This is a genomic window from Paenibacillus terrisolis (assembly GCF_056171975.1).
On the sequence record NZ_JBKFGG010000005.1, the window covers coordinates 116705 to 131768 of the forward strand.

Here is a 15064-nt window from a genome sequence, read left to right on the forward strand (position 1 = left end):
TCTTCCGAGGGGCCATGTTCGAATGAATGAGAGAAGGAGGGAAACCCGGTGAGCACGGATCTTGAGAGCAAGCAGCGTTTGATCGGCGACATGCTGGAAGCCTATCCCGAGAAGGCCAGAAAAGATCGAACCAAACATTACGAGATCAATAACGAGGACTTGATCAACTGCGGCAAATGCGCGATTAAATCCAATATGAAATCCCGTCCGGGCGTCATGACGGTCCGCGGCTGCGCCTACGCCGGATCCAAAGGCGTCGTATGGGGACCCATCAAGGATATGATTCATATCAGCCACGGCCCTGTGGGCTGCGGACAATACAGCTGGGGGACGCGGCGGAATTATAGCAGCGGGACGCTGGGGATCGATAATTTTACGGCGATGCAGATCACGAGCGATTTTCAGGAAAAGGACATCGTCTTCGGCGGGGACAAAAAGCTGGAGGAAATCTGCCGGGAGATCAAGGTGATGTTCCCGCTGGCCAAGGGCATTTCGATCCAGTCGGAATGTCCGGTCGGGCTGATCGGCGACGATATCGAAGCGGTCTCCAAAAAAATGTCCGCCGAGCTGGGCATTCCGGTTGTCCCGGTACGCTGCGAAGGGTTTCGCGGCGTAAGCCAGTCGCTGGGCCACCATATCGCCAACGATGCCATTCGCGATTTCCTCATGGGTCGCAAGGAGCTTGAGGAAACCGGCCCGTACGACGTTACGATTATCGGGGACTACAATATCGGCGGCGACGCGTGGGCTTCGCGGATCTTACTGGAGGAGATGGGACTGCGGGTCATCGCCCAATGGTCCGGCGACGGCACTATTAATGAGCTGTCTATTGCGCACAAGGCGAAGCTGAACCTGATCCACTGCTTCCGCTCGATGAACTACATGTGTACCACAATGGAAAGGGAATACGGCGTTCCGTGGATGGAATACAACTTTTTCGGGCCGACCAAAACGATCGAAAGCCTGCGGGCGATCGCGGACCGTTTCGACGACCATATTCGGGAAAACTGCGAGAAAATGATCGCGAAGTATCAAATCGAGATGAATGCCATTATCCATAAATACAAGCCTCGTCTTCAAGGCAAAAAGGTGATGCTGTTGATCGGAGGTCTCCGTCCGCGCCATACGATCGGCGCCTATGAGGATCTGGGCATGGAAATTGTGGCTTCGGGCTACGAATTCGGCCATAAGGACGATTACGAGCGTACCTTCCCGGAGCTAAAAGAGGGTACGATCATCTATGACGATCCTTCCGCCTATGAGCTAGAAGAGCTTGCCCAAAAACTGGACATTGATTTGATGGGAGCCGGTGTTAAGGAAAAATACGTGTACCACAAAATGGGCATTCCGTTCCGGCAAATGCATTCCTGGGATTACAGCGGCCCATACCACGGATTTGACGGATTCAAGGTGTTTGCGAGAGATATGGATATGACCGTAAACAGTCCGGTTTGGAATCTGCTGGAACCGGCGCCAAGAAAGGCGGTGAATGTATGAGCGTGAATCCGGAAATTCAGGATTTCAATAAGCTGTTTCAAAGCGAGCCGTATAAGGAACTGCGCGAACGTAAAAAAGCGTTCGAAGCGCCCTGCACGTCGGCGGAAGTGGAAGAAACGCTGGCCTATTCCAAAACGGAGGAATATAAGGAGAAAAACTTTGCCCGAAGCTCGCTGGTCGTAAATCCGGCTAAAGCCTGCCAGCCGCTTGGAGCGGTGATGGCTGCGCTCGGATTTGAAAAAACACTGCCTTTCCTGCACGGATCGCAAGGCTGTACGGCCTATTTCCGCAGCCATTTATCCCGTCATTTTAAAGAGCCGGTTCCCGCGGTTTCCTCGTCCATGACGGAAGATGGCGCAGTGTTCGGCGGAATGCGGAATCTTATCGACGGACTGGAGAACAGCCTGGCGCTGTATAAGCCGGAGATGGTCGCCGTTGCGACGACCTGCATGGCCGAGGTCATCGGCGACGATCTGCACGCGTTTATCGAAACGGCCCGGCAGGAAGGGGCCGCCGGTAAGGATATTCCCATTCCTTATGCCAACACGCCAAGCTTCGTCGGTTCGCATATTTCCGGCTATGACGCCATGTTAAAATCGATCCTGTCTTATTTGTACGACCGGGCCGATGACAAGGCGGCTGCCCCGGAGGATATGGCCAAGGTGAATCTTGTGCTGGGCTTTGAGCCCTACACCGGCAATTTTGCGGAGATCGGGAAAATTGCGGATGCTTTTGGCATCGGATATACCGTGCTTGGCGATCACAGCGGGAACTTCGATTCACCCGCGATGGGCGAATACCGCTATTATACCGGCGGAACGAAGCTGGCCGATGTGCCAAAGGCGGCCCATGCGCTCGGGACGATTTCGCTTCAGAAATTCGCGGTGAAGAGGACGCTCGATTACATTGGCGGAAGCTGGAAGCAGCAAGTGATATCGATGCCGACTCCGCTTGGCGTTCGGGCCACGGATCGGCTTGTGGAGGCGATCTCCGAGCTTACGGGGCTGGACGTGCCCGAATCGCTGATTCAGGAAAGGGGCCGAGTGGTGGATGCGCTGGCCGATTCGCACAATTACCTTCACGGTAAACGCGCGGCTCTGGCGGGTGATCCCGATCTGCTGATCGGATTGATCGCTTTTTGCCTGGAAGTGGGCATGGAGCCGGTGCACATCGTATGCACGAACGGAGACAAAGAGTTTCTGCAAGAAGCGGAAGCGCTGCTCGCTTCAAGTCCCTACGGGGAGGAAGGAAAGGTGTATGCAGGCAGCGATCTATGGCATATGCGGTCTCTACTGATCAGCAATCCGGTGGATCTGGCCATCGGTAGCTCGCATTTGAAATACGCGGCCAAAGACGCGAACATTCCGCTGATTCGCCTCGGGTTTCCGATCTTCGACCGGCATCATTTGCACCGTTACCCGATCATCGGTTATCAAGGGGCGCTAAACTTGCTGACTTCCATCGTGAATACGGTGCTGGAACATCTCGATGAGCAAGCTCCGGAATACGGATTCGATCTGGTCAGATAACGTCCTGGCGGCTGCAAGCCATGGCCAAGCTTAAATCTAAGGGAGTGGATGAGGGTGGAGGCGACTTCAAGGATTTCTGTCGATGATGAGTTGTGCGCCAAAATAGAGCCGAAGTCTAAAGCTTGTCCGCGCCCGAAGCCGGGAGAAGCCGCCGGAGGTTGTTCCTTCGACGGAGCGCAAATTACGCTGCTTCCGATCGCCGACGCCGCGCATCTGGTGCACGGGCCGGCGGCCTGCATCGGGAACAGTTGGGAGAGCCGCGGCAGCTTGTCGAGCGGCCCCCGGCTGTCGGAGTACAGCTTCGGAACGGCGCTAAGCGAACAAGATATTATCTTCGGAGCGGAAAAAAAGCTGGCAAAAGCCATCGAATATATCGCCGAAAGATATAAACCTCCGGCGATTTTCGTCTATGCGACCTGCGTAACCGCTCTGATCGGCGAAGATCTGGACGCCGTATGCAAGGCGGCGGCAGAGCGGCTGGGACTTCCCGTCATACCGGTGAACAGCCCGGGATTCGTCGGCAGCAAGAACCTCGGCAACAAGCTGGCCGGGGAGGCGCTGATGCAGTATGTCATCGGACGCGGCGAGCCGGAGCATTTGACGGGCTGCGACGTAAACCTGATCGGCGAGTACAACATCGCCGGCGAGATGTGGGAGATCGAAAGATTGATGAACCGGGCCGGCATCTCGATTCTGTCCAGAATTACGGGCGATGGGCGATACGCCGAAATCGGGTATGCCCACCGGGCCAAGGCCAACATGGTGGTCTGCAGCCGGGCGCTGCTCGGACTGGCAAAACGAATGGAAGACACCTATCATATCCCTTATTTCGAGGGTTCCTTTTATGGCGCTAAGGAGACGAGTTACTCCTTGCGCCATATGGCATATCTGCTGAATAACCGGGAAGTGGAGCGCAAGGTGGATCAGCTTGTCGAGCGGGAGGAAGCGCGGGTGACCGCGGAGCTTAAGTTATATCGCCCGCTGCTTAAAGGCAAAAAGGCGATTCTTTATACGGGCGGCGTGAAGAGCTGGTCGGTTATTTCCGCTTTGAAGGAGCTTGGCATCCAGGTCGTAGGCGTCGGTACGAACAAAAGCACTGCCGAGGACGTGAACCGGATCGTGAACCGGATCGGAGAGGACGCCGATTATATAGCCGAAGGAGGGGCGAAGCGGATCCTAAAGGCCGTCAAAGAGCGGAAAGCCGACCTGATGATCGCCGGAGGCAGAAATATGTATGTCAGCCTGAAGGAACGAATTCCGTTTATCGATATCAACCAGGAGCGGCATACCGCCTATGCCGGATACGATGGACTTCTGAGACTGGCACAGCAAATCGCGCACGCGCTCCAGCATCCGGTTTGGAAGTTGACGGAGCGTCCTGCGCCCTGGGAGGTGGGGGAGAGCCATGACCGTTAAGCATGCGAAAAAACCGGTATCGGTCAACTTGCTTAAAATCGGCCCTTCTTTGGGCGGAGCTCTCGCCGTGCAGGGTTATTACCGGGCGATTGCGCTGATTCACGGGGCGCAGGGCTGCGCGGCGTTCTCCAAATCGCTGCTCACGCGCCACTTCCGCGATACGATCGCGGTTCAGACCTCGGCGTTGCAGGAAATGGATGTCGTGTTTGACGCCGACCGGAATCTGGAGGAGGCGCTGGATATCATCATCGCTAAACACCATCCCGAACTGATCGCGGTCATCGGTACGGAGCTCACGGATGTGGCGGGCACGGATTACGCGGCTTGCGTAAAGAAGTATATCCGCGAGCGGGGGCACCGCAATTGCCTGATCGTTCCCATATCGCTGCCGGATTTCAGCGGCTCGTTGGAATCGGGATTCAGCGCCGTGACGGAGGGAATCCTGGACACCGTCATTCAGGAAGAAGGCGCGAAAAATCCCGGCAAAACGGCCATCGGCCAGATCAACTTGCTTCCCGGCCCTTGTCTGACGCCGGGGGATGTGATGGAGCTCAGGGAAATCATCGGTGATTTCGGCTTTGAGGTGATCACCATACCCGATATATCAACCTCCTTGTCGGGACATCTCCTCACCGGCTTTTCGCCGCTGACGCGAGGCGGCACGCTGCGGGACTCGCTCCGGGACGCCTTGCGGTCCCGCTTTACGATCGCTCTGGGAGCCGGTATGGAACGGCCGGCGCGCAGGCTGCAAAATGCGGTTGGCATTCCTTATAAAGTGTTTTCCGACATGCACGGGCTGCGGGCGACCGATGAGCTGCTTTCCTTTCTGCAGGAGTTAAGCGGGGTGCCGGTACCGGTTCGTTACCGCTGGCAGCGGGAAAATCTGCTCGACAGTATGCTGGACGCCCATTTTTATTATGTCGGGGCTTCCGCCGTCGCCGCCCTTGAGCCGGACCATCTCTTTTCCGTCGCTTCCTGGCTGGAAGAGATGGGCGTCAAGATCGCAGGGCTGGTGGCACCCTGCGAAACCCCGCAGCTTAAGGATGTGCAGCGAGACATATGGATCGGCGATCTTGACGACGCCGAACGCCTTGGTGAAGGAGCGCATTTGTGGATAAGCAACTGCCATGGACGAAAGGGCGCCCAAAGGGTTGGGGCCGCCTATTTGTCCGCCGGGTTTCCGATCATCGACGAATTGGGCTCCTACATGGAGGTGAGCGTCGGCTACCGGGGGGCGATGAATCTCGTAAACCGGGCCGGCAATCTGCTGATTCGAAGGGAGGAAGCACGTCATGAAGGTCGCGTTTGCCAGTGAGGATGGATTAACGGTCAATGCCCATTTCGGTCAATGTTCGCAGTTTGCGGTATACGACTTAAGAAAAGGAAGCGGAGGGAAAGGGAGCGAGACCGAACTGCTGGAAGTTCGCCGGATCGCGGAGGCTTTTGACGGGGATGAACAGGGAAGAATCGAAGCGCGGATCGCCGCGGTGGAAGATTGTGCGCTGGTTTTTCTCATGCAGATCGGAGCTTCGGCGGCGGCTCGCGTAACCCGTAAAAAAATCATGCCGGTCAAAGTTGCTCAGGGCAGCTCGATCCATGGACAGCTGAAGCGTCTGCAGGAGATGCTTCAGGGCAGGCCGCCGATATGGCTGGCTAAGATCTTGAATGAAGACGAATCCTTGAGACAGGGGGATGACGATGATGGAACAAGCGTTTAATACCGACCGAGCGGCCGGAGCCGAAGATTTGCACATAAGCGAGAGCACAGTCCTGAACGAAGAAAAGCTGGGCGAACGGTTTATGCTGAGCCTGGATCGCCATCTTCAGGCGGCGGACACATGGGGCAGATATTCCGCGCTTTCCCGGCAGGAAAGACTGGAAAAGTTGTTCCTTTGCCCTATGGAGAAAAAGCGGGAAATCGCCGCGGATTGCCGCGTGTCGCCGATCGTGCGGACGCAGGTGTCGGTATTTTTTCAGGCCGTCGCGGCGTCATTGGAGCAGTTTTGCGGCGATCTGATGCAAAGCATGGTCGAGGTGAACGAGGAAGGATTCGGACGCGCGCTCGTTTATTCCGGGCGAACCGTCCTGGTGGCGGACAGCTTTCGCGGAGGTTATCCGTTTCCGTTTGCGGACGGGGCTAAAACGGAGGTTTACGGGGTGTCCTGCCTACGGGAAGGATTGCAGAACCGGGAGAGGTTTGCGCAGCTGACCTCGTTCTTGTCCTCGTAAACCGAAATTTTTAGTATTGAATCCTGATCCGGGACGGTGATCTCATGATTGAAGAAGCAGCCCGCGAAATAAGCGAAACGGAGAAAGTCCGCTTCGCCCGGCAACTAAAGCTGCTGGGCGAAGACGGGCAAAGGCGGCTGGCCGTCGCGTCGGTGATGATTGCCGGGATCGGCGGGCTTGGCGGAACGGCGGCCATTTACTTGGCGGCAGCCGGCGTAGGGAAATTAATTTTAGCCCATGAGGGCGTTATTTCGCTGCCGGATATGAACCGGCAAATTCTAATGGATTCCTCCCGGGTTGGGGATTCCCGAATGGAGACGGCTTTGGGGCAGCTGCGGCGAATCAACCCGAATGTCGAGCTTGAGGGTTACCCGCAGAGGATCGAATACGAAGCCGCTAAGCCGTGGGTGATGGCTGCCGATATCGTGATTGACGCCAGATACGATTTTCCGGAGCGCTACACGCTTAACCGGCTGTGTGTCGACTGCCGCAAACCGATGGTAGAGGCGGCCATGTACGGTTATGAAATGTCGCTGACGACTATTGTACCGGGAGCAACGCCTTGCCTGGAGTGTGTGTATCCCGTCCCTGCCGTCGATTGGGAGCCGTTTGGCTTTCCGGTGTTGGGAGCGACCTCCGGTATTGCCGGCTGTTTGGCGGCGATGGAAGCTGTTAAATGGATCACCGGCGTTGGGGCGCCGTTTCTGGGTGTCATGCATCGCTTCGATACACTGACGATGCAAGGAAGCAGCTTTCGTCTTAAACGAAATCCGGAGTGCCGGTGCTGCGGGGCGAGATCTACGGAGCGTCCGTTGTGATCCCGGACAATCCGATCAACCATAATAAACAGGAGGCGGCGCTTATGACCAAGCTGCGCATTTGTGACACAACCCTGCGGGATGGCGAACAATCGGCCGGGGTTTCTTTTACGCAGCGGGAAAAGCTGGAGATCCTCCGTCTGCTGGCGGAAGCCGGCGTCGAGCAGGCCGAGGTCGGGATTCCGGCCATGGGCCTTGCCGAGCAGCGGGACATCGCCGCTATGGCGGAGCTCGGCCTCTCGATCAAGCTCATGACCTGGAACCGCGCATTGCCCGCGGATATCGACCGGGCCAAGGAAACGGGGGCGGCCTGGTGCCATATCTCGCTCCCCGTCTCTTCCATCCAGCTCTCCCATAAGCTTGGCTGGAACGGGGAGCAGGCTTTGCATCGCATGCTGCAGTCGGCGGAATACGGACTCAGCCGGGGAATGAGGGTTTCGGTCGGGATGGAGGACGCCTCCCGGGCGGATCCCGTGTTTTTGGCCCGGTGGATGCGAACGCTTCACGCGGAACTGGGCATCGTTCGTTTCCGCTATGCGGACACGATTTCGCTGCACCACCCGGCCGGCTTAGCGGAACGCATTCATGCACTCAAGCGGGAGATTCCCGAGGGAATCGAACTGGAGGTGCACTGTCACAACGATTTTGGCCTTGCTGCGGCCAACACGTTAAGCGGGATCGCCGCCGGGGCGGCTTGGGCCAGCACAACGGTGATGGGAATTGGGGAACGGGCGGGGAACGCCGCACTGGAAGAGGTCGCGATGGCCTGGCAGCATCTTTATGGCGGCACATGCGACGTGAAGCCTGAGCGCCTGCAGGCTTTGGCAGAAGCGGTGTCCATGGCGTCGGGGCGGCGAGTGCCGGAGGCGAAACCGATTCTGGGTCCGCTGGTCTTTACGCATGAATCGGGCATTCATGTCGACGGCCTCGCCAAACACGCGGACACCTATCAAAGCTTTGATCCGCTGGAGCTTGGCCGGGAGCATCGGGTGGTGCTGGGAACCCATTCCGGCAAAGGCGCCATCCGCTACATTTTGGAGCAGGAAGGCATTGTCGCGGAATTTGATTCGACGGTACTGGAAAAGCTGCTGCGCCGCGTTCAGCTTCAGGCCAGGCGGGAGAAAAGAAACGTCGAAGTGTCCGAACTGCGGCAGTGGTGGGAGGAAAGCCGCTAAACTTAACGGCGAGTACTGGAAAACGGCAAAACAAAAGTTGTTGGAGATCCTCATTTTAGAAAAGCAGGCATCGATTATGTTCTTTTTTTATTAAAGGGCCGCTTAGGGTATATTGACATAATTATTTGCTATAGCTAATATAGTTATAACGATAATTTGGGTGGGATAGAAATTGACGGTATCATATGACTATACAGAGCTGGTCGGATTTAAAATTATTAAGGGGGAAGTTCTCATAAAGAGAAAGCTTCTGTCCGCATTTTTGGAAAAGGGATATGATATTACTTTCGAGCAATGGACAGTCCTCAATGTACTATATGCGGAGCCGGGTTTGATTCAAAGTGAAATTGCCGCGAAAACCTACAAAGATAGAACCAATCTGACCAGAATACTGGATGTTCTTTCTAAAAGAGGCTACATAGTAAGGGTGACGCATGACAGAGACAGAAGAAGCACCTGCATTTATCTGACGGATGCCGGAAATAAGATGTTCCAGGATCTGATTCCTTGTGTGGTATCCATCAATGAACAGTTTCGTAAAGGGGTTTCGGAGGAGGAATTTGAAATATTTATTAAGGTGCTTGAAAAAATAAGCGGTAACGCAGAGTAATTTTTTTAAACAAATAGTTGCTATAGCTATTATGGATACAGCAATTATAAATCAAAGGAGGATTTCTATGGTACAGCTGTCCTTGAAAGAAAAGTTTGCTTTTCGGTTTATCTTTAACGAGAGGAATGTGTATCACAGATGGTATGGAAGATTCTTGTCCTTTGGAATTGATTACGGAAGATTGAAAAGAGTCATCGCCAGAATTCCAAGTTGGACGCAGTGGTGCATGGAATGGACAAAGGAAGGAGATGAGCTCTATAGAAAGGCTGAGCAAGCGTTAAGTGAAGGATATGCCATTAAGGCAAGAGCGTTATTTCATGAGGCAGTAGGATGCTATCATGTTGGGCAGCATATCTTTTTTATTGATAGCAAGCAGAAAGAGGAGTCGCAGGAAAAAGCAAGAACAAGCTATAAACGGGCAATTGGTCTGTATGAAGAAAGAGAAAAACCAATCCGGCTTGAAATTCCGTTTAATGGGGTGAAAATTCCTGCATACTTGCGGCTTTTTGGAGAACCCGGTAAGCCGTTGGTTATTTTCGTAAACGGAATGGACAACATCAAGGAAGCGGAAGGGCACTCGCAAGGAACCATTTACAAGCAGCATGGATTCAATTTTATAACATTTGACGGCCCCGGACAGGGGGAGCTTTGGAAAGACATGAAATTCGACGCCAAGAACTATTATCAAGCGGTTTCGGCTATTATCGACTGGGTTGAAGCGCAACGGGGATATGAAATAGATACTCAAAACATCGCTTTGACCGGTTTTAGCTTGGGCGGATATTTAGCCCCGGTTTCTGCGGCGTACGACAAACGAGTAAAATGTGTGGTAGGCAACAGCGGGCTGGTCTATATCGGAGGTCTGAACGGATTGAAGAAAATGAATCCGATCTGGCAGCGTGGCGTCACTTATATGACCGGATGTACGACACTCGAAGAGGCGGTTCACAACTTTGATTGGGATATCGAAACGGCTCCGAATTTGGAGGTGCCGCTATTGTTTTATCATGCAGGTAAGGATGAAGTAATGCCTTCGCCTAAACTTCACGCAGACAAAATGATGAAATGGGCCCAAGGAGACAAACTGCTAAAATTTTACGAGGACGGGGAACATTGCACGATGAATTATCTCGATGAAGTTTTCCCGGAAATCATGGACTGGCTAAAACAAAACTTGAAATGAACTAAAGGTGACTAGAGTCCTCTTGACCTCATCATACAAATTTCTTTTATCCGATAATCGGAGACATAAGAAAGCCATGATCACAAAGGGATCATGGCCCAAATCCGCAAGAGGCGGCGACGTTATTTGAAAAAGAATAGCAAGCAATCCTCCGATGATGAGCAGGGGCGTGACGATTCCGGCCAGCCAGCCCCGCTTGTTAAAGCTCTCCAATCGCCCTCTGCCTCCATTATTATAAGTTTTTGCTTATAAGAACCTACTGTTTCTTCTTAGCGGGGGTTTAATAAACTTCAATAAAAATGCAATTATTTAACGAAAATTCCATCTAAATGAATCTGCGCTTGAACTGAAATTGTATTCCCCTATTACCGAACCTATAATAGAAGAGAGGGAGAAAAATCCATATATAAAGGGGATAAATATGACGACCGGATCTGGAATTAAACCTTTGGTACTGCCTCTTGCCGTGAATGGTCAAGTTGTGATGACGGCTTGTGCAACGCTGCTGTGGGACGAGCAGGACGTTATTCTAGTCGACGCCGGCATTCCGGGTCAGTTAGGCACGATTCGCCAGGCGCTCGAGGAGGCCGGGTTTCCTTTTGAAAAGTTGACCAAAATCATCATCACGCATCAGGATATGGATCATATCGGCAGCTTGCCGGAGCTTGTGGAAGCTTCGGAGGGAAGAGTGAAGGTGCTGGCGCACGAAAATATTATTCCGTATCTTGCCGGAGAGCTGCCGTTGATTAAAAGAGCGGTGACCGTGCCTATGCCTTCGAAGGTAGATATTACTGTGCAGGACGGCGAAGTGCTTCCCTATTGCGGCGGCATTCAGGTCATTTGCACGCCGGGACATACGCCGGACCATATTTGTCTCTATCACATTCCGAGCAAAACGCTGATCAGCGGCGATGCGATGGTGTCGGATAACGGGCTGCTGATGCCTCCGGTTCCGCAGTACACGCCAAATTACGAACAGGCGCTTGAATCCGTGGGCAAACTGATCGGACTAAACATCGAAACCGTGATCACCTATCACGGCGGTGTATGCACGGAGCGGATTTCGGAACGGCTGCAGCAAATTGCGGCGGGAGAGCAGTAATCTTTTTAATATAGAAAGGAGCTATTTCAGATGGAATATGTAAAACTCGGAAACACCGGACTTGACGTTTCACGAATTTGTCTCGGCTGCATGAGCTACGGGGAACCTGAACGGGGCAATCACACCTGGTCGTTGAATGAAGAGCAAAGCCGCCCGTTTATCAAAAAGGCGCTGGATTTAGGCATCAATTTTTTTGATACGGCCAATGTTTATTCCGATGGCTCCAGTGAAGAAATCGTCGGCCGCGCCCTGAAGGATTTCGCCAGCCGGGATGAAATCGTCATCGCGACGAAGGTTCATGGACAGATGCGTCCGGGTCCTAACGGCGGCGGTCTTTCGCGCAAAGCGATTTTTGCCGAGATCGACAACAGCCTGAAACGGCTCGGAACGGATTACGTGGACTTGTACCAAATTCATCGCTGGGACAACCATACGACGATCGAAGAAACCCTGGAAGCGCTGCACGATGTGGTGAAGGCCGGGAAGGCTCGTTATATCGGAGCTTCCTCTATGTATGCCTGGCAGTTCCTGAAAGCTTTGCATGTGTCCGAAAGCCACGGCTGGACGCGGTTTGTTTCGATGCAAAATTACCTCAACCTGCTGTACCGGGAAGAAGAACGGGAAATGCTGCCGCTGTGCGAAGCGGAAAAGATTGGCGTCATTCCGTGGAGTCCGCTGGCTCGCGGCCGGTTAACCCGCGACTTTGATGCGGTGAGCGAACGTTCCCAGACCGACGAATTCGGCAAGCGGTTGTATTCGGTGACGGCGGAAGCCGACCGGAAGGTCGTCGAGCGCGTGGCCGAAGTCGCCGCGAAGCGGGGAGTACCTCGCGCGCAGGTCGCGCTTGCATGGGTGCTGCAGAAATCTCCGGTGACGTCGCCGATTATCGGAGCAACCAAGCCGCATCATCTGGACGATGCCGCCGCCGCAGTAACATTGAAGCTGACCCCGGAAGAAGTGGCCGGTCTGGAAGAACCGTACGTACCGCATCCGGTGCTTGGCGGGCTTAATTAAGGAAGCTGCCTTTATTCGACTTCAATTTTTGATTAAATTTATATAAATCGCCGGATTTTGTTTAAGATCTTTTGACCTCACGGCTATACGACGTATTGATTACGTTGTGCGGCCGTGAGGTTTTTTGCGTTAAATACCCGTTCACAAAAAAGACATAACGCATTTTCATTTTTTTCCATTCAAAAACTGTTATATCTAATAGAAAGGAGAGGGGGATACGCGTGGATGAAGGCGAATGGATTAAGCGCATTCAACAAGGGGACACCCAATATCTGACGCCGCTGATCGAGCGGTATTATGCCGACATCCGGAAGTACTGCCGCTGGCGGATCCGAAGCGAGGAAGAGTCCGAAGACTTGACGCAGGAAACCTTTTATCGTTTTTGCAGGCGGATAGAAACTTATGCCGATACGGGAAAATGCCGCGCCTATTTATATACGATTGCCCGGAATCTCTGCAACGATCACCTGAAGCTGCGTTCCCGCCTGGCTTGGGAGAAGGCCGAAGATGCAGTCGAACGGACGGCTGCTTTATCGTCAAGCGGGTCGTTAGAGGAACAGGTGGAGAGGGAACAGCAGGTTCACGAACTGCTCCGTTTATTGCCCGAAGAGCAGCGTGAACCGGTATTTATGCGGTTTTGCCTGGATTTGACCTTTCGCGATATTGCCCGTATCACGGGCGTGAATGTATGCGTGGCGCAGTATCGGGTAAAGCGCGGATTAACCGCGTTAAGACAGCATTTGGAAAGGAGTGAATCGGATGAATGGGAGATCGCGGCGGCAAGCCGTCATCAGCGTTCTCAGGAATTATCCTTCCCCTCCCGCTGAACAGGATCAAATGGAGAAAACGATCAAACGGGCGGCGGAAATTGTGAGTGAAACGCACAGCAGACGAAGAACATCTTTGGGCGAGTTTTATGTGGCGCAGCTGCGCTTCATCAGTTGGAAGGTCTGGATGATGCAGCTCCTGATCGTTTTGGGAACGGGACTGCTGGTACGGAATTACGTTTTCGAAGGGAATGGCAATATTGAGCTTCTGATGCTGGCCTCAATCGCTTCGCCGCTGCTGGTGATCGCCGGCATCCAGACGTTGACCCGTTCGCTGAGTTGTAAAATGCTGGAGATCGAACTCAGTGCGCGGCATCGTTTGGAAAAATTGACGCTGGTTCGTATAAGCTTGCTGGGGATCGGGGATCTTGCAGGGTTGCTGTTGCTTGCCGTCTTGGTAAATGGGCTGATGCGGATTGGAACTTTGGAAATACTGCTCTATTTGCTGGTGCCCTTCAATCTAACCTGTCTCGGCTGCCTGTGGCTGCTTAATCGGGTTCGCACGCCGAACTGCGGATATTACTGTTTGCTTTTTGGCGGCTTGATCGCGCTGGCGCAAGTGCTTTTGGCATTTTCCCCATCCCTGGAGCTGTTCGGAGCTTCGGCGATCGCTGTGTGGCAGATCTTGCTGCTGGTTGCCGCTGCCGGAATCGTCTTTGAAATGCAGCGGGTTCGCCGGACTTGCCGCAGCTTGGAATCGGCCTCAGGGCTGCCGGTTTGACGGATATGGCTTATTCAATTATTGAAAGAATGCGTGTATAAGGAGGCATTTGATGCTGGAGCTGGCTATAAACGAGGTAAGCAAGCATTTTTCCGGCAAAACGGCGGTGGACGGTATTTCGGCTAAGCTGACCAGCGGCGTATATGGTCTGCTGGGAGCCAACGGAGCCGGAAAAACAACACTGATGCGGATGGTCTGCGGAGTTTTGCATCCAACGTCGGGCACGATTCAAATGAATGGTCAGGATATTGAGCGCATGGGGGAGAATTACCGTGATTTACTGGGTTATCTGCCCCAGAACTTCGGTTATTACCCTGATTTCAGCGCAGAGGAATTTCTATGGTATGTGGGTTCGTTAAAAGGATTAACGCTTGCCGCTTCAAAGGGAAAAGCACGGGAGCTGCTGCGAACAGTGGCTCTGGAGGAAGCGGCACGCAAGAAAATCCGCGCCTTCTCCGGAGGGATGAAGCAGCGGCTGGGCATTGCCCAGGCCATGCTTAACGACCCGAAGCTGCTGGTCCTCGACGAGCCGACGGCGGGACTTGATCCCAAAGAGCGGGTTCGTTTCCGCAATCTGATCGCGGATCTCGCCAGGGACAAGATTGTGCTCCTGTCCACGCATATCGTGTCCGATGTGGAATATATCGCCGACCAAATATTGGTCATGAAGCAAGGACGATTATCGATGACCGGAACCGTGGAGGAGTTGACGGCGCAGATGGAAGGCCACGTATGGACCTGCCGTATTCCGGCCCGGGAGGCGGGAGAATGGAACAACCGCTATTGCGTGAGCAATCTGCGGCATGAAGGGGACTCGGCCGAGCTTCGCATCGTTTCCGCCGGCAAGCCCGCTCCGCATGCCGAAGCCGTTTCTCCGACGCTCGAGGATTTGTATTTGTACCATTTTCAAGAAGAGGCCATTGCGAAAAAATAGGGGGAGCCA

The 15064-nt window shown here is 53.7% G+C and carries 15 protein-coding genes; all 15 read left to right on the plus strand.

Features of this window, described 5'->3' with window-relative positions; all coding sequences use genetic code 11:
- Positions 1–48 precede the first annotated feature (48 nt).
- The 15 genes from nifD to ACI48K_RS05955 all read left to right on the plus strand — a co-directional run bounded on the left by nifD (position 49) and on the right by ACI48K_RS05955 (position 15055).
- Positions 49–1497, plus strand: coding sequence for a nitrogenase molybdenum-iron protein alpha chain (gene nifD, locus ACI48K_RS05885; RefSeq protein ID WP_475026621.1), 1449 nt, complete (start codon positions 49–51; stop codon positions 1495–1497).
- A complete protein-coding gene (nifK, locus tag ACI48K_RS05890) occupies positions 1494–3026 on the plus strand; it encodes a nitrogenase molybdenum-iron protein subunit beta (RefSeq protein ID WP_475026623.1) in 1533 nt (510 codons plus the stop codon). Before nifD ends, nifK begins: the two co-directional genes overlap by 4 nt.
- A gap of 54 nt (positions 3027–3080) precedes the next feature.
- Complete coding sequence (nifE, locus tag ACI48K_RS05895) at positions 3081–4442, plus strand: nitrogenase iron-molybdenum cofactor biosynthesis protein NifE (RefSeq protein WP_475026624.1); 1362 nt, start codon at positions 3081–3083, stop codon at positions 4440–4442.
- Positions 4432–5757, plus strand: coding sequence for a nitrogenase iron-molybdenum cofactor biosynthesis protein NifN (gene nifN / locus ACI48K_RS05900; RefSeq protein ID WP_475026625.1), 1326 nt, complete (start codon positions 4432–4434; stop codon positions 5755–5757). The genes nifE and nifN overlap by 11 nt, the downstream gene beginning before the upstream one ends.
- On the plus strand, positions 5735–6160 hold the full coding sequence (gene nifX / locus ACI48K_RS05905; RefSeq protein ID WP_475026626.1) for a nitrogen fixation protein NifX: 426 nt from the start codon (positions 5735–5737) through the stop codon (positions 6158–6160). The genes nifN and nifX overlap by 23 nt, the downstream gene beginning before the upstream one ends.
- On the plus strand, positions 6141–6671 hold the full coding sequence (locus tag ACI48K_RS05910) for a DUF269 domain-containing protein (protein ID WP_475026627.1): 531 nt from the start codon (positions 6141–6143) through the stop codon (positions 6669–6671). The genes nifX and ACI48K_RS05910 overlap by 20 nt, the downstream gene beginning before the upstream one ends.
- A 44-nt stretch (positions 6672–6715) precedes the next feature.
- On the plus strand, positions 6716–7489 hold the full coding sequence (locus tag ACI48K_RS05915; protein WP_475026628.1) for a HesA/MoeB/ThiF family protein: 774 nt from the start codon (positions 6716–6718) through the stop codon (positions 7487–7489).
- A 44-nt stretch (positions 7490–7533) separates the two neighbouring features.
- Positions 7534–8664, plus strand: coding sequence for a homocitrate synthase/isopropylmalate synthase family protein (locus ACI48K_RS05920; RefSeq protein ID WP_475026629.1), 1131 nt, complete (start codon positions 7534–7536; stop codon positions 8662–8664).
- Between the two features lie 172 nt (positions 8665–8836).
- The gene (locus ACI48K_RS05925) at positions 8837–9274 is read left to right on the plus strand and encodes a MarR family winged helix-turn-helix transcriptional regulator (RefSeq protein WP_475026630.1); all 438 of its coding nucleotides are present in this window, start codon (positions 8837–8839) and stop codon (positions 9272–9274) included.
- A 67-nt stretch (positions 9275–9341) separates the two neighbouring features.
- A complete protein-coding gene (locus ACI48K_RS05930; protein ID WP_475026631.1) occupies positions 9342–10457 on the plus strand; it encodes an alpha/beta hydrolase family protein in 1116 nt (371 codons plus the stop codon).
- A gap of 421 nt (positions 10458–10878) precedes the next feature.
- Positions 10879–11559, plus strand: a complete 681-nt coding sequence (locus tag ACI48K_RS05935; protein WP_475026632.1) for an MBL fold metallo-hydrolase — start codon at positions 10879–10881, stop codon at positions 11557–11559.
- 30 nt (positions 11560–11589) lie between these two features.
- Entirely contained in the window at positions 11590–12573 is a 984-nt protein-coding gene (locus ACI48K_RS05940; RefSeq protein ID WP_475026633.1) for an aldo/keto reductase, read from the plus strand.
- A gap of 221 nt (positions 12574–12794) precedes the next feature.
- Positions 12795–13400, plus strand: a complete 606-nt coding sequence (locus ACI48K_RS05945; RefSeq protein WP_475026634.1) for an RNA polymerase sigma factor — start codon at positions 12795–12797, stop codon at positions 13398–13400.
- Positions 13333–14121: a hypothetical protein gene (locus ACI48K_RS05950; protein WP_475026635.1), complete on the plus strand. Its 789-nt coding sequence runs from the start codon at positions 13333–13335 to the stop codon at positions 14119–14121. The genes ACI48K_RS05945 and ACI48K_RS05950 overlap by 68 nt, the downstream gene beginning before the upstream one ends.
- Before the next feature lie 52 nt (positions 14122–14173).
- On the plus strand, positions 14174–15055 hold the full coding sequence (locus ACI48K_RS05955) for an ABC transporter ATP-binding protein (RefSeq protein ID WP_475026636.1): 882 nt from the start codon (positions 14174–14176) through the stop codon (positions 15053–15055).
- The last annotated feature ends 9 nt before the right edge of the window (positions 15056–15064 follow it).